This window comes from Streptomyces sp. NPDC006923, assembly GCF_040635655.1.
In the GTDB taxonomy this organism is placed as follows: Bacteria; Actinomycetota; Actinomycetes; order Streptomycetales; family Streptomycetaceae; genus Streptomyces.
On the sequence record NZ_JBEYIF010000014.1, the window covers coordinates 48752 to 68506 of the forward strand.

The 19755-nt window shown below is 69.1% G+C and carries 14 protein-coding genes; 10 read left to right on the forward strand and 4 right to left on the reverse strand.

Going from position 1 to position 19755, the window contains the following annotated elements; all coding sequences use genetic code 11:
- Window positions 1-123: 123 nt before the first annotated feature.
- Window positions 124-1347 carry a hypothetical protein gene (locus tag ABZ707_RS25325; protein ID WP_360179166.1) on the reverse strand — a complete coding sequence of 408 codons (1224 nt, stop codon included), beginning with the start codon at window positions 1345-1347 and terminating at the stop codon, window positions 124-126.
- Window positions 1348-1641: 294 nt separating this feature from the next.
- On the opposite strand from ABZ707_RS25325, the gene ABZ707_RS25330 reads away from it, so the two are divergent.
- The 5 genes from ABZ707_RS25330 to ABZ707_RS25350 all read left to right on the forward strand — a co-directional run bounded on the left by ABZ707_RS25330 (window position 1642) and on the right by ABZ707_RS25350 (window position 9623).
- The gene (locus ABZ707_RS25330; RefSeq protein ID WP_360179168.1) at window positions 1642-3006 is read left to right on the forward strand and encodes a diaminobutyrate--2-oxoglutarate transaminase family protein; all 1365 of its coding nucleotides are present in this window, start codon (window positions 1642-1644) and stop codon (window positions 3004-3006) included.
- Window positions 3007-3035: 29 nt separating this feature from the next.
- Window positions 3036-4949: an IucA/IucC family protein gene (locus tag ABZ707_RS25335; protein ID WP_360179170.1), complete on the forward strand. Its 1914-nt coding sequence runs from the start codon at window positions 3036-3038 to the stop codon at window positions 4947-4949.
- A 40-nt stretch (window positions 4950-4989) separates the two neighbouring features.
- Window positions 4990-5724: a GNAT family N-acetyltransferase gene (locus ABZ707_RS25340; protein WP_360179172.1), complete on the forward strand. Its 735-nt coding sequence runs from the start codon at window positions 4990-4992 to the stop codon at window positions 5722-5724.
- Between the two features lie 114 nt (window positions 5725-5838).
- On the forward strand, window positions 5839-7614 hold the full coding sequence (locus ABZ707_RS25345; protein ID WP_360179337.1) for an IucA/IucC family siderophore biosynthesis protein: 1776 nt from the start codon (window positions 5839-5841) through the stop codon (window positions 7612-7614).
- 38 nt (window positions 7615-7652) lie between these two features.
- A complete protein-coding gene (locus ABZ707_RS25350; protein WP_360179174.1) occupies window positions 7653-9623 on the forward strand; it encodes an ATP-dependent DNA helicase in 1971 nt (656 codons plus the stop codon).
- A gap of 236 nt (window positions 9624-9859) precedes the next feature.
- Here the strand turns inward: ABZ707_RS25350 and lexA are convergent, their stop codons facing one another.
- Window positions 9860-10651, reverse strand: coding sequence for a transcriptional repressor LexA (gene lexA, locus ABZ707_RS25355; RefSeq protein WP_360179176.1), 792 nt, complete (start codon window positions 10649-10651; stop codon window positions 9860-9862).
- A gap of 491 nt (window positions 10652-11142) precedes the next feature.
- Between lexA and nrdR the strand changes: the two genes are divergently transcribed.
- On the forward strand, window positions 11143-11652 hold the full coding sequence (gene nrdR / locus ABZ707_RS25360; protein ID WP_360179178.1) for a transcriptional regulator NrdR: 510 nt from the start codon (window positions 11143-11145) through the stop codon (window positions 11650-11652).
- Between the two features lie 144 nt (window positions 11653-11796).
- Window positions 11797-14712, forward strand: a complete 2916-nt coding sequence (locus ABZ707_RS25365) for a vitamin B12-dependent ribonucleotide reductase (protein ID WP_360179180.1) — start codon at window positions 11797-11799, stop codon at window positions 14710-14712.
- A gap of 107 nt (window positions 14713-14819) precedes the next feature.
- On the opposite strand, the gene ABZ707_RS25370 is transcribed toward ABZ707_RS25365, so the two are convergent.
- The gene (locus tag ABZ707_RS25370) at window positions 14820-15347 is read right to left on the reverse strand and encodes a TerD family protein (protein WP_360179182.1); all 528 of its coding nucleotides are present in this window, start codon (window positions 15345-15347) and stop codon (window positions 14820-14822) included.
- Between the two features lie 295 nt (window positions 15348-15642).
- On the opposite strand from ABZ707_RS25370, the gene ABZ707_RS25375 reads away from it, so the two are divergent.
- From ABZ707_RS25375 to ABZ707_RS25385, 3 genes are all read left to right on the forward strand, one after another.
- Window positions 15643-16248 (forward strand): YdbC family protein, encoded by a 606-nt coding sequence (locus ABZ707_RS25375; protein ID WP_360179184.1) that lies wholly within the window; start codon window positions 15643-15645, stop codon window positions 16246-16248.
- Between the two features lie 175 nt (window positions 16249-16423).
- The gene (locus ABZ707_RS25380) at window positions 16424-17083 is read left to right on the forward strand and encodes a histidine phosphatase family protein (RefSeq protein WP_360179186.1); all 660 of its coding nucleotides are present in this window, start codon (window positions 16424-16426) and stop codon (window positions 17081-17083) included.
- Window positions 17084-17095: 12 nt separating this feature from the next.
- Window positions 17096-18007: an ADP-ribosylglycohydrolase family protein gene (locus ABZ707_RS25385; RefSeq protein ID WP_360179188.1), complete on the forward strand. Its 912-nt coding sequence runs from the start codon at window positions 17096-17098 to the stop codon at window positions 18005-18007.
- 157 nt (window positions 18008-18164) lie between these two features.
- On the opposite strand, the gene ABZ707_RS25390 is transcribed toward ABZ707_RS25385, so the two are convergent.
- Window positions 18165-19721, reverse strand: a complete 1557-nt coding sequence (locus ABZ707_RS25390) for an MFS transporter (protein ID WP_360179190.1) — start codon at window positions 19719-19721, stop codon at window positions 18165-18167.
- Window positions 19722-19755 lie beyond the last annotated feature (34 nt).

Consider the following 19755-nt stretch of genomic DNA (forward strand, 5'->3'; position numbering starts at 1 on the left):
CGACCGTACACATGACGCGACGGCCCGCCCCTCGGTGTGAGGGGCGGGCCGTCGCGCTGCGCCGCCTGTACGCCCTGTGGCGGGCCTGATGGATTCGTATGGCCTATGTCGCGGCCCGACGGACTACTGGCCCGCGAACTTCTTGCTGACGCCGTCGTAGACGTCCTTGGCCACCTCGCCGAGTCGGGGTCCGGCCAGCCAGCCGGCCGTGACCGGGCCGATGGAGGTGTTGGACACCAGAGCGGGCCTGCCGTCCTGACCGTTCGCCACCCAGCCGCCGCCGGACGCACCGCCGGTCATGGTGCAGCCGACGCGGTACATGGTCGGGTCTCCGGCGCTCAGCGACAGCCGGCCCGGCTTGTCCTGGCACTGGAAGAGCTTCTGGCCGTCGAACGGCGGCGCAGCCGGATACCCCGTCGCGGTGATGCTGTCGATCCTGGGGGTGGCCGGAGCGTTGAAGTCCACCGGCAGAGCCGAACCGACCGTCTCCTCCAGCGACTTGCCGTCGCTGCCCTTCTCCGGCGTGACGTGGATCACCGCGAAGTCGTACGGGGCGCCCTGGCCGCCGGTCGAGGCACCCTGGGAGATCCACTGCTCGGAGGTCTGTGCCCAGTCGGCCCACCACACCCCGTGCGGAGTGACCTGGTCCTTGGCCGCACCCTCCAACTCGGCCATCGACAGGCCGTTGTTGTTGTACGAGGGGACAAAGGCGAGATTGCGGAACCAGCCGCCGCTCTTGCCCGCGTGCACACAGTGCCCCGCGGTCCACACCATGTTGGACTTGCCGGGATGGGCCGGGTCCTCGACCACGGTCGCCGAGCAGACCATCGAACCCTGGGGCCCGTCGAAGAAGAGCTTGCCCGCCTCGGCCGCGTTGTCGCCGTACGGTGTGGTCACCGCCTGCGCCTCGACCGGCGACGGGGTCGGGTCGGTCACTCCCGCGTCACCCGAGATGTCCTGTTCCACCACCGGCTTGTCGGGCTCCTCGGCGCCCCGCATGCGGTCCTGGTCCCAGAGGCCCTCGATGATCGGGTTGACGAAGTCCCGCGCCTCACGCAGCCACGTGTCCCGGTCCCAGTTCTTCCACTCGCCGCCGCGCCACTTGTCCAGATCGATCCCGCGGTCCTTGAGCCGGTCCTTGAGATCGTCGGGGATGGTGATCTTGCCGTCGAACGAACCGCCCGGCGTCGCAGTCGAGCCGGCCGACACGTCGTCCTCGCCCGTCCCGCAGGCGGTCGCCGTCAGGGCGAGGGCGGCCGCGATCGAGGCGGCGGCAAGGGCGGGGGATATTCGGCGTCGGGTGTTCCTCCCACGGCGTGCGGCGAGCGTGGGACGAATGGGTCGCATGACGTGATCCCCCTGGGACATCGGGACATTTCGGAACGCAGAGCTGGTCGGCGTGCCCCGGCCGTGGTGCCCGGGGCCAGGACGCGGCCTCCACTATGCCGTTGCCGGTGAGGACGGCGCACGGCAGGGCCGCGGTTCCGGCCCTCAACGATCTTCCGGCTACCCGTGATTCGCGGCACTCCGCGTCGTTTGTACCTACGGGGGACAAGGCTGCCGCTCGGCCGTCGAACATCCGGCGGCTGAGCGCCGTACTGACATGCACTTGACCCCCTGAAAGCGGGAGGACCGACAGACGTGGCCCTGACCGAACCAGCCCCGGGCGCGCCGACCGTCGCGCATGAAGGCATTCTCCGGCGCCAGGCCCTGCGCGAATCGGCGGCCCGTACCTACGCGAGGTCGCTGCCCATCGTGCCCGTGCGCGCGCGTGGCCTGACCATCGAAGGGGCGGACGGCCGACGGTATCTGGACTGCCTCTCCGGCGCGGGGACCCTGGCCCTCGGGCACAATCACCCGGTGGTTCTGGAGGCCATCAGAAAGGTCCTCGACTCGGGAGCCCCGCTCCATGTCCTCGACCTGGCCACACCTGTCAAGGACGCCTTCACCACCGAGCTGTTCGCCACCCTGCCGCGGCAGTTCGCCGAGAACGCCCGAGTGCAGTTCTGCGGCCCCGCGGGCACCGACGCGGTGGAAGCGGCCCTCAAGCTCGTCCGCACCGCCACCGGCCGCAGCGGCCTTCTCTCCTTCACCGGGGCCTACCACGGCATGACCGCCGGTGCCCTCGCGGTCTCCGGTGGTGCCGAGGATGTTCGGGTGACCCGGCTGCCCTATCCGTACGACTACCGCTGCCCCTTCGGCATCGGCGGGGAGCGTGGCGCGGAACTCGCCGCCCGCTGGACCGAGAACCTGCTCGACGACCCCAAGGCCGGTCTGCCCGCCCCCGCCGGAATGATCCTCGAACCGGTGCAGGGCGAGGGCGGAGTGATCCCCGCCCCCGACAACTGGCTGCGCAGGATGCGCGAGATCACCGCCGACCGGTCGATCCCGCTCATCGCCGACGAGGTGCAGACAGGAGTCGGACGGACCGGTACCTTCTGGGCCGTGGAGCACAGTGGGATCACCCCCGACGTCATGGTTCTCTCCAAGGCGATCGGCGGCTCCCTTCCGCTTGCCGTGATCGTCTACCACTCGGATCTCGACTGCTGGGGTCCCGGAGCGCACGCGGGCACCTTCCGCGGCAATCAGCTCGCGATGGCAGCGGGCGCCGCCACCCTCGCGTACGTGCGGGAGAACCAGCTCGCCGACCGGGCCGCGATCCTCGGCGCGCGCATGCTGGGACAGCTCCAGGGCCTGGCGGCCAATCACGCCTGCATCGGAGACGTACGCGGCCGGGGCCTCATGATCGGCGTGGAACTCGTCGCCCCCGAAGCCGGTGACCCCGCGCCGCCTGATTCCGCTCTCGCCGTGGCCGTGCAGCAGCAGTGCCTCAGCCGCGGTCTCATCGTGGAACTCGGCGGGCGCGAGTCCGCCGTGGTGCGTCTGCTCCCTCCCCTCACCCTGACCGACGAACAGGCCACGGCGGTCCTCGACCGTTTCGCCGACGCCCTGGCGGCGGCAGAGGCCGCCAGGCACAGCCGGAACGACACCGGTCCCTCGATCTGACCCCGGACATCCCCCCAAGGAATCCTGCCGTGAACCCCACCCCCGCATCCGATGAGCCCAAGGCCGACGGCCTCTCCTCCACTCCCGTCCGAGGACACGACCAGGCACAGGACCCGGCACACGTACCCCGCTCCGCCGGGCCGGTGACGGTGCCACGGCAGCCCGCGAGCAGCTTCGACGAACAGGTCACGACCACCACGCACCCGCCTGCCGGCGTCCCGGCGGGGGACCACCTCGACCATCCGGATCCGGGCAGGGCGGCCGACGCCGCGACCGTGGAGAGCCTGCTGCGCTGCTGGGTCAGGGAGAACAACCTGCCCCGGCCCGGCGGCAGGGTACTGCGTGTTCCCCTCGACGCCAGCGGGATCGCACTCCTCGTCCCCATCAAGTACTGGTCGGCCACGGGCTGGCACCGCTTCGGCATGCCGGTCCTGGAGACCGCCCCCCAGGACGCCCCCGCGGCCGACGCCGTCACCGTCGCCGCACTCCTCGGCCGCGAGTCCGGCCGCCACCAAGGCGCCGATCTCGTCGGCAGAGTCGCCAACTCGGTCGCGCACACGGCCGACTTCCTCGCCGACCGCCGGCGCCGTCCGGGTACGGCACCGGGCGCGGACCTCTTCCTCACCGCGGAGCAGTCGCTCCTCCTCGGGCACCCGCTCCATCCCACTCCCAAGAGCCGGGAAGGACTCTCCGAGGCAGAAGCCCGTCTCTACTCACCCGAGTTGCGCGGGTCCTTCCCGCTGCACTGGATGGCCGTCGACCGGTCCGTACTGGCGACTGACTCGGCCTGGACCGAACAGGGCCGCGTCGTGCCCGCCGAACACCTCGCGGCGCGTCTCCTCGGGGATCTCACCCTTCCCGAGCACACCGTCCCGCTGCCTCTCCATCCCTGGCAGGCCCGTGAGTTGAGGCACCGCCCCGCCGTCGTCGAACTGCTCGACGCCGGCCTCCTCCACGACCTCGGACCCCACGGCGCCCCCTGGCATCCCACCTCCTCGGTCCGTACAGTGCACCGCCCCGGCGCCCCCGCCATGCTCAAGCTCTCCCTCGGCGTGCGCATCACCAACTCCCGTCGTGAGAACCTCCGCAAGGAACTCCACCGGGGCGTCGAGGTCCACCGGCTGCTGCGCAGCGGCCTCGCCAAGGAATGGCAGGCCGCACACCCGGCCTTCGACATCGTCCGCGACCCCGCCTGGCTCGCCGTGGACACCCCGGACGGTGAAGCGGTCAGCGGACTCGACGTCATGCTGCGCCACAACCCGTTCGCCCCCGGCGACGACGCCGTCTGCATCGCCGCTCTGACCGCCCCCCGTCCCTATCCGGGCCGCCCCGGTGTTTATTCGCGCCTGGCCGAGATCATTTCCCGGCTTTCGGCCCACACCGGCCGTCCCTCCGGCGCCGTGGCCGCCGAGTGGTTTCTGCGCTACCTCGACCACGTCGTACGCCCAGTACTCTGGCTCGACGGCACGGCAGGCATCGCCCTCGAGGCCCACCAGCAGAACACCCTGGTGATTCTCGACGCTCATGGCTGGCCGGTCGGCGGCCGCTACCGCGACAACCAGGGCTACTACTTCCGTGAATCACACCGTCCCTCCCTGCAACGACGTCTCCCCGGGATCGGCTCGACCAGCGACACCTTCGTCTCCGACGAGGTGACCGACGAACGCTTCGCCTACTACCTCGGCATCAACAACGTCTTCGGCCTGATCGGGGCGTTCGGCGCCCAGGACCTCGCCGACGAACGCGTCCTCATCGCCGCCCTCCGCCTGTTCCTCGCCAACGCGTCCGAACTCGGGTCCTCACTGCCCGGACACCTCCTGGAAGCCCCCACCCTGCGCTGCAAGGCCAACCTGCTCACCCGGCTGTACGGCCTCGACGAACTCGTCGGCCCCGTTGACACCCAGTCCGTCTACGTCACCATCACCAATCCCCTTCGCCGTTGAACGAACACGATCGCCAGAACTGCTGAGAGGAGAGCGCCGCATGCCTCCCGCCGAAGCGAGCACCGGCACCGGAACGAGCCACCCCCCGGGGGCCGCGGGGGGCACCGAGGACACCCTCGACCTGCGGTTGCCCGAGGAGCTCGGCGCGCTGTTCGGAGAGGGCGGCGCGGCATTCCCGCCCATGCCCCGGCACGCCCCTGCCGGTGATCTGCTCGACGCCCCCGCCGGCTGGGGGCCGGTCACCACCTCCGTGGGTGTCTTCCAGCTCGTTCCCGTACGCGTCGAGCGTGATCTGACGCTGATCAGCCGGTGGATGAACGATCCAGCGGTCGCCGCCTTCTGGGAACTCGCGGGTCCGGAAGCAGTCACCGCCGCGCATCTTCGCCCCCAGCTCGACGGCGACGGACGCAGCGTCCCCTGCCTCGGTGTACTGGGCGGGACCCCCATGAGCTACTGGGAGATCTACCGCGCCGACCTCGACCCTCTCGCGCGTCACTATCCGTCCCGTCCTCATGACACCGGAATCCACCTCCTCGTCGGCGGCGTCGCAGACCGGGGCCGCGGAGTGGGCACCACCCTGCTGAGAGCGGTGTCCGACCTCGTCCTCGACCACCGTCCCCGCTGTGGGCGCGTCATCGCCGAACCCGACCTGCGCAACACCCCCTCCGTATCCGCCTTTCTCAGCGCCGGCTTCCGGTTCTCCGCGGAAGTCGACCTGCCCGACAAGCGGGCCGCCCTCCTGGTCCGCGAACGTGCCTTTCGCGACCTGCTGTGAACGATCCGCCGCCCTGCACACACCGCTCGATCCACATCGGTTCCATCCCGAGGAGTCCTCGTGCCGAAATCCGCCGCTGTCCCTGACTCCACCGGCTCCGCCGAGCCGACAGCGCTGTTCTGCCCGCCCGAGCTGAACCCGAGAGCCTGGGACCGCGCGGCCGGTCGCCTCCTCGCCAAACTGCTCGGGGAATTCGCGTACGAGGAGGTCATCGAGCCCGTACCGAGAGCTGCCGACGGGCACTACGACCTCACGCTCGACGACGGCGAAACGCTCACCTTCCGGGCCTCGCGCGGCGCCTACGGCAGCTGGCGCGTCGACCCCGACACCATGCAGAGCCGGAGCGAACCCTTCACGGACCCCTTGCGTTTCCTGCTGATGTCCCGCCGTCTGCTCGCACTCGACGGCGAAACCCTTGGTCACTTGCTCCGTGAACTCACCATCACCCTCGCCGCCGACGCCCGGCTGGACCACACCGCGCTCACCGCCGCCCACCTGGCCGATCTCGACTACGCCTCACTCGAAGGACACCAGACAGGACATCCCTGGATCGTCCTGAACAAGGGCCGGATCGGCTTCTCCGCCACCGACGCCGCCCGCTGGGCACCCGAGGCCCGCACGCCTGCCCGGCTCCCCTGGATCGCGGTCAGCACCTCCCTCGCCACCTACCGGGGCGTCGCCACACTCGAAGCGCCCGATTCGCTCTACGCCCTGGAGCTCGACGCCCCGGTCCGTGAGGGCTTCGACGCCGTGCTCCGGGACCGGGGCCTGGACCCCGCCGCCTACCTCTACCTCCCCGTGCACCCCTGGCAGTGGGACGAGGTGCTGCTGCGGCTCTACGCACCGGCGATAGCCCAGGGAGCGATCATTCCGCTCCCCACCGACGGTGACCTCCGGCTGGCACAGCAGTCCATCCGCACGTTCCTCAACATCGAGAGACCCGACCGGCACACGGTCAAACTCCCGCTGTCCATCCTCAACACACTCGTCTGGCGCGGACTCCCCACCGAGCGCACCCTTGCCGCGCCCGCCGTCACCGCGTGGGTCCAGGGGCTGCGCGACGCGGATCCGTTTCTCCGGGACGAATGCGCGGTGATCCTGCTCGGAGAGGTCGCCTCCGTGACGGTCGAGCACCCCCTCTACGACCGTCTCCCCGAGGTCCCGTACCAGTACAAGGAGCTGCTCGGCGCGATCTGGCGCGAGCCCCTGGAGACCCGGCTGGACCCGGACGAGCGCGCCCGGACGCTCGCTTCCCTGCTCCACACCGATCCGCAGGGACGTTCCTTCACCGCGGAGCTCGTCGCCCGTTCCGGTCTCGCCCCCACGGTCTGGCTCCAGCGCCTCTTCGCGGCCCTGCTGCCCGCCCTGCTGCATTTCCTCTATCGCTACGGGACCGTCTTCTCCCCGCACGGCGAGAACGCCATTGTCGTCTTCGACGGCCAGGACGTGCCGGTCCGCCTGGCGATCAAGGATTTCGTCGACGATGTGAATGTCAGCGCCCGCCCGCTTCCCGAACACGACACGATGCCCAGAGCCGTGAAGGACATCCTGCTCACCGAGGAGCCGGCTTTCCTCACCCAGTTCATCCATTCGGGGCTCTTCGTCGGTGTCTTCCGCTTTCTCGCGCCGCTGTGCCAGGACCAGCTCGATGTGCCGGAGGAGGAGTTCTGGGCCCTCGTCCGGGCGGAGATCCTGCGATATCAGGCCCGCTTTCCCGAATCCAAGGCGCGCTTTGAGACATTCGACCTGCTCACACCGCGTATCGAGCGTCTCTGCCTGAACCGCAACCGCCTGCATCTCGACGGATACCGAGACCGTTCCGAGCGGCCGCACGCCGCCGTGCACGGTACGGTTCCCAACCCGCTGGCCCTGGTGCGGACGGCTGAGTGATCGCCGTTGTCAGTGTCGCGCCGTAGGGTGGTCGGGCTATGACGAAGCCATCACTTCCCGAGCTCCTCCATGCCGCTGTCGCCTCCGTCGGCGGTGTGGAACGGCCAGGCCAGGTCACCATGGCCGAGGCCGTGGCCGAGGCCATCGACGCCCCGTCCCATCTGCTTGCCCAGGCCGGCACCGGCACCGGTAAGTCGCTGGGCTATCTGGTCCCGGCTCTGGCCCACGGAGAGCGGGTCGTGGTGGCCACGGCCACCCTGGCGCTGCAGCGCCAGCTCGTGGAGCGTGACCTTCCGCGGACGGTCGACGCGCTGCACCCGCTGCTGCGCAGACGTCCCGAGTTCGCCATGCTCAAGGGCCGGTCCAACTACCTCTGCCTGCACCGTCTCCACGAGGGAGTGCCGCAGGACGAGGAGGACGGTCTCTTCGACCAGTTCGAGGCGGCCGTACCCACCAGCAGGCTGGGCCAGGACCTGCTCAGGATGCGGGACTGGGCCGACGACACCGAGACCGGCGACCGCGACGACCTGACGCCCGGTGTGTCCGACCGCGCCTGGTCCCAGGTCTCCGTCTCGTCCCGGGAATGTCTGGGGGCGACCAAGTGCGCGTACGGCGCCGAGTGCTTCGCGGAGCTGGCCCGTGAGCGCGCCAAGCTCGCGGAGGTCGTCGTCACCAACCACGCGCTCCTCGCGATCGACGCGATCGAAGGCGCGCCGGTGCTTCCGCAGCACGAGGTGCTCATCGTCGACGAGGCGCACGAGCTGGTCTCCCGGGTCACCGGCGTGGCCACCGGCGAGCTGACTCCGGGCCAGGTCAACCGCGCCGTCAGGCGTTCGGCGAAGCTGGTGAACGAGAAGGCGGCGGACGCGCTGCAGACGGCGGCCGAGACGTTTGAGCGGCTGATGGAGCTGGCTCTTCCCGGGCGGCTGGAAGAGATCCCGGAAGATCTCGGCTATGCCCTGATGGCGCTGCGCGATGCCGCCAGGACGGTCATCTCGGCGCTGGGCTCGACCCGTGACAAGTCCGTGCAGGACGAGGACGTGGTGCGCAAGCAGGCGCTGGCGTCTGTCGAAGCCGTCCACGGGGTGGCCGAGCGGATCGCCAACGGCTCCGAATACGACGTCGTCTGGTACGAACGGCACGACCGGTTCGGTGCGTCTCTCCGGGTCGCCCCGCTCTCCGTCTCGGGGCTGCTGCGGGAGAAGCTCTTCGCTGACCGGTCTGTCGTCCTCACCTCCGCCACGCTCAAACTCGGCGGTGACTTCAACGGTGTGGGCGCCTCGCTGGGTCTGGCGCCGGAAGGCACGGAGGGCGATGACGTTCCCCAGTGGAAGGGCATCGATGTCGGCTCGCCCTTCGAATACCGCAAACAGGGCATCCTCTATGTCGCCCGCCACCTGAACACGCCCGGCCGGGAGGGCTCGCGCGGCGACATGATGGATGAGCTGGCGGAGCTGGTGGAGGCGGCGGGTGGCCGCACGCTCGGGCTCTTCTCCTCGATGCGGGCCGCCCAGGCCGCCGCCGAGGAGCTGCGCGGCAGGCTGGACGCCCCGATCCTGTTGCAGGGTGAGGAGACACTCGGTGAGCTGATCAAGGCCTTCGCCGCCGACCCGAAGACCTGCCTGTTCGGCACGCTCTCGCTGTGGCAGGGCGTCGATGTGCCCGGTCCGAGCTCGCAGCTCGTGGTGATGGACCGGATTCCCTTCCCGCGTCCGGACGACCCGCTGATGAGCGCGCGCCAGAAGGCGGTCGAGGAAGCGGGTGGCAACGGGTTCATGGCAGTGGCCGCGACGCACGCCGCGCTGCTGATGGCACAGGGTGCCGGACGGCTGGTGCGGGCGAGCGGCGACCGGGGTGTGGTGGCGGTCCTGGATCCGAGACTGGCCAACGCGCGGTACGGCAGTTTCCTGCGTGCCTCGCTGCCCGACTTCTGGTACACGACGGACGGTGACCAGGTACGACGGTCCCTGGCGGCGATCGACGAGGTGGCCAAGGCGGACGGTCGCTAGGGCCTTTCGTTTGGAGCTGCTGGCAAGATCCAAACGAGAGGCCCTAGGCCCGGCCACTGGGTGGGATTCGCCGGGATTCGCCGGACAGGGCCCCCGTCCTGTCCGGGCCGGGCGCCGTGGTCCCCGACGGCGCGACGCGCAGCGCGGTGCCGTGTGGAGGAGCGGACCCGTGGGCACAAGAGAGCCCCGGGACCGGCGCAGTAGGTCCCGGGGCCCGGTCGGAGCCGGCGGAGTCGTCACACCCGGCGCAGGACCGCCACCACCTTGCCGAGGATCGTCGCCTCGTCGCCGGGGATCGGCTGGTACGCCGCGTTGTGCGGCAGCAGCCAGACATGGCCGTCCTCGCGCCGGAAGCGCTTGACGGTCGCCTCGCCGTCCAGCATCGCGGCGACGATGTCGCCGTTCTCCGCGACCGGCTGGCGGCGCACCGTCACCCAGTCACCGTCGCAGATCGCCGCTTCGATCATCGAGTCACCGACGACCTTGAGGACGAACAGCTCTCCGTCACCCACCAACTGGCGGGGGAGCGGGAAGACGTCCTCGACGGATTCCTCCGCGAGGATCGGTCCTCCGGCCGCGATCCTGCCGACCAGCGGTACGTAGGAGGCGGCGGGCTTGCCTGTCGTGTCCGTCTGCTGGGTGCTCGGCTGGTCCGAACCCCGCACTTCGTATGCCCTCGGCCGGTGCGGGTCACGGCGCAGGAAACCCTTGCGTTCCAGGGCCATGAGCTGATGGGCCACCGAAGAGGTGCTGGAGAGACCCACGGCCTGGCCGATCTCCCGCATGGAGGGCGGATATCCACGCCGCTGCACGGAATCGCGGATAACCTCGATCACCCGCCGCTGCCGGTCCGTGAGACCGGAGCTGTCGGCCCTGATTCCTGGAGGTCGGCCGGGCAGCGAACGGCCGGGCTTGGACCCCTCCGGGTTCGTGGCTGCGTCATTCAGATTCATTGCATGCACCGGCTCGAGTCGGCTCTGGGAGCGGTCCTGCGCAGTGATGGTGGCACTGTCTGCGGTGGTGGTCACGTCGGCCCCTCTCGAAATGTTCTCCCTGGCTGGACAACGGTAGTAGCTTTCGAAAGGTTGCGCCAAACACACGTTCGAGTGAAAAATCGAAGAGCGTCTTACGTGAGCGTCTTAGTAGGTGTATGGCCGGGCTTTATGGGCGTCGTGGCCTGCCGTCGTCACGGTACCGTTCGCCGCTGAGCCGGGGCGATCCGGGGCGGTTCCCAGTCTTCCACCGGAGGGCCCGGAATCCGGTCCGCCGCGCCCCTCCCGTGCTCTCCGGGCCGGTCCGCCGGGCCGCCGGGCACCCGCCCCCGCGCACGACACGCGCTCGGGCTTAGGATGCGGGTAAACCCCAGATCTAGTGGTTGGATTGTCGCGGCCACCCAGAAGTTGTGGTCCCCCCGTCTCTTCGGGGCAAGGCCATCGCCTATGCTGGGGCTCGCTTCGAGGGGCTCTTTCCGGGCCCTGACGGGGCTATTCAGTCGCGCTGTGAAGGAGGGTTGAGAGCCATGTACTGTCCCTTCTGCAGGCACCCCGACAGCCGTGTCGTCGACAGCCGCACCACCGACGACGGGACGTCCATCCGGCGTCGTCGCCAGTGTCCGGACTGCTCCCGCCGTTTCACGACGGTGGAGACCGCCTCGCTGATGGTGATCAAGCGCAGCGGGGTGACCGAGCCCTTCAGTCGCACCAAGGTCATCTCGGGCGTGCGCAAGGCGTGCCAGGGGCGGCCGGTCACCGAGGACGCTCTCGCCAAGCTCGGCCAGCGGGTCGAGGAAGCGGTGCGCGCCACCGGGAGTGCCGAGCTCACCACTCATGACGTGGGACTCGCGATACTGGGCCCCCTCCAGGAACTCGACCTTGTCGCGTACCTGCGCTTCGCGTCCGTGTACCGGGCGTTTGACTCACTCGAGGACTTCGAGACGGCCATCGTGGAATTGCGCGAGCGGCCGCCCTCGGAGGAATGCGGCGTCGGCCAGGGCCACGAGCCCCCCGTGCCCGCCACCGCCGCGGACTGACCGGCCGGCCCTCGCTGGGCCGCTCCGTGGCGACAAAGACCTGTCGCGGTGCTCCGAGGGGCATCCGAGGCATCAGACACACACCCCGTGCCATGGGAAGAACACGGCACTTCAGGGCGTTTTTGTACGTATATGGGAGGCGGCATGACAGAGACGACGAGCGGCCCGGCACGAGGCTCCCGAGCCAAGGGAACCAGGGTCAGCAAGGGTCTGCGTATCGAGCGAATCCACACCACGCCCGGCGTGCATCCGTACGACGAGGTGGTCTGGGAGCGCCGTGACGTCGTCATGACCAATTGGCGCGACGGCTCGGTCAATTTCGAGCAGCGTGGCGTCGAGTTCCCCGACTTCTGGTCGCTGAACGCGGTCAACATCGTTACCAGCAAGTATTTCCGCGGAGCCGTCGGCACTCCGCAGCGTGAAACCGGGCTCAAGCAGCTCATCGACCGAATCGTCAAGACGTACCGCAAGGCCGGTGAGGACTACCACTACTTCTCCTCGCCCGCCGACGCCGAGATCTTCGAGCACGAACTGGCCTACGCCCTCCTGCACCAGATCTTCAGCTTCAACTCACCGGTGTGGTTCAACGTCGGAACGCCCCAGCCGCAGCAGGTCTCGGCCTGCTTCATCCTGTCCGTGGACGACTCCATGGACTCGATCCTCGACTGGTACAAGGAAGAGGGGATGATCTTCAAGGGCGGCTCCGGCGCCGGCCTGAACCTCTCCCGGATCCGGTCTTCCAAGGAACTGCTCTCCTCCGGCGGCAATGCCTCGGGGCCGGTCTCCTTCATGCGCGGCGCCGACGCCTCCGCCGGGACGATCAAGTCCGGTGGCGCGACCCGTCGCGCGGCCAAGATGGTCATCCTCGACGTCGACCACCCCGACATCGAGGACTTCATCGAGACCAAGGTGAAGGAGGAGGAGAAGATCCGCGCCCTGCGCGACGCGGGCTTCGACATGGACCTGGGCGGGGACGACATCACCTCCGTCCAGTACCAGAACGCCAACAACTCGGTCCGGGTGAACGACGAGTTCATGAAGGCCGTCGAGGCCGGAGGCAAGTTCGGGCTGCGTGCCCGGATGACCGGTGACGTGATCGAAGAGGTCGAGGCCAAGTCCCTCTTCCGCAAGATGGCCGAGGCCGCGTGGGCCTGTGCCGACCCGGGCATCCAGTACGACGACACGATCAACCGCTGGCACACCTGCCCCGAGTCCGGCCGGATCAACGGCTCGAACCCGTGCAGTGAGTACATGCACCTGGACAACACCTCGTGCAACCTGGCCTCGCTGAACCTCATGAAGTTCCTCAAGGAGGACGGCGAGGGCAAGCAGACCTTCGAGTCCGAGCGCTTCGCCAAGGTCGTCGAGCTGGTCATCACCGCGATGGACATCTCCATCTGCTTCGCGGACTTCCCGACGCAGAAGATCGGTGAGAACACCCGGGCCTTCCGGCAGCTCGGCATCGGATACGCCAACCTCGGCGCCCTGCTGATGGCGACGGGCCACGCGTACGACTCCGACGGCGGCCGCGCTCTGGCCGGCGCCATCACCTCGCTGATGACGGGCACGTCGTACCGCCGCTCCGCCGAACTGGCCGCGGTCGTCGGTCCGTACGACGGCTACGCCCGTAACGCCGAGCCCCACAAGCGCGTCATGAGGCAGCACTCCGACGCCAACGCGGTCGCCGTCCGCGTCGACGACCTGGACAGCCCGATCTGGGCCGCCGCCACGGAGGCATGGCAGGACGTTCTCCGCCTCGGCGAGAAGAACGGCTTCCGCAACGCCCAGGCGTCGGTCATCGCGCCCACCGGCACCATCGGGCTGGCGATGTCCTGCGACACCACCGGCCTGGAGCCCGACCTCGCCCTGGTCAAGTTCAAGAAGCTGGTCGGCGGCGGCTCCATGCAGATCGTCAACGGCACTGTCCCGCAGGCGCTGCGCCGCCTCGGATACCAGCCGGAGCAGATCGAGGCGATCGTGGCCCACATCGCCGAGAACGGCAATGTGATCGACGCGCCCGGCCTGAAGACCGAGCACTACGAGGTTTTCGACTGCGCGATGGGTGAGCGCTCCATCTCCGCCATGGGCCATGTCCGGATGATGGCGGCGATCCAGCCGTGGATCTCCGGAGCGCTGTCCAAGACGGTGAACCTCCCGGAGACCGCCACCGTCGAGGACGTCGAAGAGGTCTACTTCGAGGCCTGGAAGATGGGCATCAAGGCGCTCGCGATCTACCGCGACAACTGCAAGGTAGGCCAGCCGCTCTCCGCGAAGAAGAAGGAAGAGAAGGTCGCGGAGCAGGTCACGGAGAAGGCCGAGGACACCATCCGCCAGGCGGTGGAGAAGGTCATCGAGTACCGTCCCGTCCGCAAGCGCCTCCCCAAGGGCCGTCCGGGCCTCACCACCTCCTTCACGGTGGGCGGCGCCGAGGGCTACATGACCGCCAATTCCTATCCCGACGACGGTCTCGGCGAGGTCTTCCTCAAGATGTCCAAGCAGGGTTCGACCCTCGCGGGGATGATGGACGCCTTCTCGATCGCCGTCTCGGTCGGTCTGCAGTACGGCGTACCGCTGGAGACCTATGTCTCCAAGTTCACCAACATGCGCTTCGAGCCGGCCGGGATGACGGACGACCCGGACGTACGGATGGCGCAGTCGATCGTCGACTACATCTTCCGCCGTCTCGCGCTGGACTTCCTGCCCTTCGAGACCCGCTCGGCGCTCGGGATCCACTCGGCCGAGGAGCGCCAGCGGCACCTGGACACCGGTTCCTACGAGCCGTCCACCGGTGACGACGACCTGGACACCGAGATCCTGGCGCAGTCCGCACCGCGCCAGACGGAGACACTGAAGGCTGTGTCATCGGTGGCCTCGGCGGCCCCGGTGGCCGCGGCGGCGGTCCCGGCGCCCAAGGAGGCACACACCTCGGCCGAACTGGTCGAAATGCAGCTCGGAATCAGTGCCGACGCGCCGCTCTGCTTCTCCTGCGGTACGAAGATGCAGCGGGCGGGCTCCTGCTACATCTGCGAGGGATGCGGTTCCACGAGCGGCTGCAGCTGAGCCGTTCCGCGGTAGTCCACTCCGAGGGGCGGTGAGCCGATGAGGTTCACCGCCCCTCGGGGCTGTTGCCGCATACGGGAGCCGTCGGCGCGGCGCCCCGATCTGGATCAGGCGCCGCCCATCAGAGCGCCGAACGACTGCGGGTCGGCGTCGAATCCCCGGACGGCCACCTGGAAGCGCCATGCGCCCGAGCCGGCGTCCCTGGTGAACTCCGCGACCGTCGCGGCGGTGGAGGCGGCGACTCCGGAGAAGTCGTAGGCCGCCAGCTCGGTGTAGCCCTCCAGGACGCGGAAGCTGGGATTCACTATGTCGCCGAACGTCAGCCGCCCGTCCCGCTGCTGGATGGCCACGCCCACGACGACCCGGGTGTAGGCGGGTGCGAGCCGGTCCAGCTCCAGAGTCATCTCCTCGTCGGAGCCGAAGCCCTGTCCGGTCCGGCTCTCCCGGTCCAGGGTGATCGTGCCGTCCGGCGAACGGCTGCCGAAATGGACCAGATAGGCGGGCTTGCCCGTCGGGTCGTTTGATGTAAAGGTCGCGGCGACGACATCCAGGTCGTGTGCGGACTTGCCCAGGGGACTGGGGTCCCATTTGAGCGTGACCTCGACCTTCGCCACTCCTCTGTTGAGGCTGCTCACCAGTCTTCCCCCTTCACAGGCCGGGCTCGATCTCCGAGCCTTCCTCCGTAAGGCTAGACCGGGGCACCGACAACCCAGGGCGGGAGCAGTCCAGTTGGCGCCACCTTGGCTGATATTCGCCGCACCGTCGAGCCGGCGCGCTCCCGGACCGGCGTTGCGCGACGGGCTCTCCCCGCACCGGCATCCCCGCCTTGTCCCACCGCCGGTTGGCCGGTGCGGGATACGGGGAGACGAGCGTGCGGCGCACTGCACCGGAGCACGACCCCTGCCACGCCGCACGCCGTACGATGGCGCGGTGCTGGTCAAGTGGATTCGCTGCACCGTGATCGACCGCCGAGGCTTCGAACGCGGGCAGCGGAAATGGGCGGGGTTGCTCGGTGAGCCGGGGTTCCGGGGGCAGAGCGGGGGATGGAGCAGGACACGGCCGGGGGTGGCACATGTCTTCGCCTTCTGGGAGAGCCGCGCGTTCTACGACTCGTTCATGGCGCGCTCGTACGACCGGCTGGCCGCCGCGCAGTCCGGCTCGTACAAGGACATGCAGGTCAAGCTGTTCGACTACCGCTTCGATGTGAAGACCGGTTTCGAGCCGCGATTCACCGACGCCGATGTGGTCCGTATCGCGCACAGCAAGGTGCACGAGGACCGGGTCGAGCATTTCGCCCTGATGCAGGAGAAAGTGTGGAACCCCGCGATGGCGGGATCGCCGGGGATGGTGCGCGGACTCTTCGGAGAGGCGCCGGGCCACGAGTTCATAGTCCTGTCGATGTGGCAGTCGGCGGCCGAGCACGGAAAGTACCGGGTCGAACGCGTGGAGCGGCTGACGCTGCGCGCCCAGACGGCCGCGGACGTGGCCGCGCTGGCGGGAGACGTCGTCGACCTGGAACCGTCCTGGACGGTCTGAGGTACCGGCGGCCTCCCCGGCGGCCCCGCCGCGGCGGTGACCGCCGGCTGCGCGGCGTTGTCGCAGTCAGCCACGCACGTCCCGTACGAGCCTGCTCCTCCGCCTTGCGATGCGGCGCATCCGACGCCGCTCGCTGATCCACCAGGGATTACGGGACAGCCCTTAGGGTCATGGCATGGCACGACCGAGGCGCATTGTCCTTGTCCGGCACGGCGAGTCGGAAGGCAATTCCGATGACACGGTGTACGAACGTGAGCCCGATCACGCCCTGAGACTCACCGAGACGGGGCGCCGTCAGGCCGGGGCAACCGGTGCACGGCTGCGCGAGATGTTCGGCCAGGAGCAGGTCAGCGTCTATGTGTCCCCGTACCGCCGGGCCCATGAGACCCTCCGGGCCTTCGACCTCGACCTGGAGCGGGTCCGGATCCGGGAGGAGCCCCGGCTGCGCGAGCAGGACTGGGGGAACTGGCAGGACCGGGAGGACGTACGCCTGCAGAAGGCCTACCGCGACGCGTACGGGCACTTCTTCTACCGCTTCGCCCAGGGTGAGTCCGGCGCCGATGTGTACGACCGGGTCGGAGCTTTCCTGGAGTCGCTGTACCGGAGCTTCGAGGCGCCGGACTCGCCGGAGAATGTGCTGCTGGTGACGCATGGACTCACCATGCGGCTGTTCTGCATGCGATGGTTCCACTGGTCGGTGGCGGAATTCGAATCGTTGTCGAATCCCAACAACGGAGAGATACGCGTCCTGGAACTCGGCGCGGACGGCAAATACACCCTGGACAGGCCTTTCGACCGCTGGCGCATCCCTGAGTCGTATGGAATCACCGGATAGAGTGACAGGGCGATGACCGCTGACTCCACAACCGACCGGCGCTTCGACCGCGCCCTGGCCAGCCTGCTCGGGCTGTCCGTGGGAGACGCCCTGGGCTCCCAGTTCTTCGTACCCTCCAACTATCCACTGCTGAAGCGGCGAGAACTGCCGCCGGGCCCCTGGCAGTGGACCGACGACACCGAGATGGCCGCCTCGGTCCTGGCGGTGCTGGCCGGGCACGGCCGTATCGACCAGGACGCCCTGGCGCACTCCTTCGCCCGCCGTCATGATTTCGACCGCGGTTACGGTCCCGCCGTGAACCGGATGCTCCGGCTGATCCGTGAGGGCGGCGACTGGCGTGAGCTGGCGGCCGGACTCTTCGACGGTCAGGGCTCGTGGGGCAATGGCGCCGCGATGCGGATCGCCCCGCTCGGTGCCTGGTACGCCGATGATCCGGAACAGGCCACACATCAGGCCGAGGTCTCCGCGTACACCACGCATCAGCATCGTGAGGCCGTGGTGGGCGCCATGGCGGTGGCGGCCGCGGCCGCGCTCGCCGCGGACCCGGCGGGGCCGCCCACACCGGAGGCGCTGCTCGACGGCGTCGTGGCACTGGTGCCCCGCAGCGCGGTGGGAGCGGGGCTGCGCAGGGCGCGGGACATGCTCGACTACGACGACGCCGGTACCGTCGCCGCGGTCCTGGGGCGAGGGCGGCGGACGAGCGCGCACGACACCGTGCCGTTCGCCCTCTGGTCGGCGGCGCGTGCGCTCGGTGACTACGAGCGGGCTTTCTGGACGACGGCCCAGGTGGGCGGTGACGTCGATACGAACTGTGCCATCGTCGGGGGAGTGGTCTCCGTCACGGGGGCGGGCGCACCCCCCGGGCAGTGGCTGGAACGGACGGAGGCGTTGCCGGGATGGCTGCCGGACGCCGTGACCCGTTGAAAACGCCCGCCGACCGTCACGGTCCCGGCGGGCCCACCGCCACGGTCCCTGGAGGACCGGGCCCCGGGCCGAGCCGTCCGGCCACGCCCCGCGCGAGGATGTGACCGGACAGCTCGTACGGTCCCCGAAGGTGCCGCACCGCGGTGCGCGGCATGGGCTATGCCACCGGCCCCGCCGCCTCCGCTTTGCCGCTGAGGGCCTCCAGGTCGCTCTTTCGCACCCGGATCACCAGCGCCGCGGTCAGCAGCGCGAGGGCGACCATGGCGACCGCTGCGAGGAACGAGGTCGAGATGCCCTGTGTCAGGACTTCGTGTCCCCAGCGCCCGGGCAGTTCCTGGGTCTTGGCGAGCTGTGCCCGCTGCTCGGGACTCGCCTCAGCCATGAAGGACGGCAGTTGTTTCTCCGCCTCGTCGCGGCTCGCCGTACCGAATACGGTGACCAGGATCGACAGCCCCAGCGAACCGCCCACCTGCTGGCTCGCGTTGAGCAGGCCGGAGGCCGCGCCCGCCTCGTGCTGGGCGACCCCGGAGACGGCCGTCAGGGTGAGGGTCACGAAGTTCAGCCCCATGCCGAAGCCGAAGAGGGTCAGCGGGCCGAGCACCCCGCCGAGATACGAGCTTTCGGGCCCGATGAGAGTCAGCCAGAACAGCCCCAGACCGGTGATGACCGAGCCGGTCACCATGAACGGCTTGGGGCCGAGGACCGGCAGGAACCGCTGCGAAAGACCCGCTCCCACGATGATCGCGACCGTCACGGGCATAAACGCCAGACCGGATGTGATCGGGCTGTACCCGAGGACGTTCTGCACGAACAGCACGATGAAGAAGAACATCCCGAACATCGCGGCGGAGAGGCTCAGCATGATGACGTATGTGCCCGAGCGGTTCCGGTCGGCGAACATCCTGAGCGGGGTGATGGGTTCCCTGGCCCGCGACTCGATCAGCGCGAACATGGCGAGCAGTACCACCGCGGCGACGAACGAGCCGATGGTGAGCGAGTCCCGCCAGCCCTCCTCGGAGGCGCGGATGAATCCGTACACGAGTGACGCCATACCGAGTGTGGAGGTGGCGGCGCCCGATATGTCGAAGCGTCCCGGGTGCCGCCGGGACTCGTTGATGTACATCGGCGCGAGAACCGCGATCAGGACACCGATGGGTACGTTGACGAAGAACACCCAGCGCCAGTCGAGCCATTCGGTGAGCATTCCGCCCGCCAGCAGGCCGATGGCACCGCCGCCCGCCGAGACGGCGGCGAAGACTCCGAAGGCCCTGTTCCGTTCGGGCCCCTCGGGGAACGTGGTGGTGATCAGGGCGAGCGAGGTGGGTGACGCGATCGCGCCGCCGACGCCCTGGAGCGCACGGGCGGCGAGGAGCTGCCAGGGCTCCTGGGCGAAACCGCCCAGCAGGGACGCCAGGGTGAAGAGCAGGATGCCCGCCATGAAGACCCGGCGGCGGCCCAGGATGTCGCCGGCCCGGCCGCCGAGCAGCAGCAGACCGCCGAAGGTGAGCGTGTAGGCACTCAGGACCCAGGAGAGGTCGGTCGTCGAGAAGCTGAGCGCGTTCTGGATATGCGGAAGGGCGATGTTCACAATCGTCGCGTCGAGTACGACCATGAGCTGACAGGCCGCGATAACGGCGAGGGCGATCCCCGGGCGCCCGCTCCGCCGGGCCGCGCCCGGTTGCCCGCCATGTGTGTCGAGTTGAGAGGTTGTCACTGTTGAATCCCCCACAAGTGAATTAGTGAACGCA

Coding starts and splice junctions, on each gene's coding strand:
- nrdR (WP_360179178.1), top strand. CDS start 11,143: ATGTACTGTCCCTTCTGCAGGCACCCCGACAGCCGTGTCGTCGACAGC.
- ABZ707_RS25350 (WP_360179174.1), top strand. CDS start 7,653: ATGACGAAGCCATCACTTCCCGAGCTCCTCCATGCCGCTGTCGCCTCC.
- ABZ707_RS25385 (WP_360179188.1), top strand. CDS start 17,096: ATGACCGCTGACTCCACAACCGACCGGCGCTTCGACCGCGCCCTGGCC.
- ABZ707_RS25340 (WP_360179172.1), top strand. CDS start 4,990: ATGCCTCCCGCCGAAGCGAGCACCGGCACCGGAACGAGCCACCCCCCG.
- ABZ707_RS25325 (WP_360179166.1), bottom strand. CDS start 1,347: ATGCGACCCATTCGTCCCACGCTCGCCGCACGCCGTGGGAGGAACACC.
- ABZ707_RS25365 (WP_360179180.1), top strand. CDS start 11,797: ATGACAGAGACGACGAGCGGCCCGGCACGAGGCTCCCGAGCCAAGGGA.
- ABZ707_RS25380 (WP_360179186.1), top strand. CDS start 16,424: ATGGCACGACCGAGGCGCATTGTCCTTGTCCGGCACGGCGAGTCGGAA.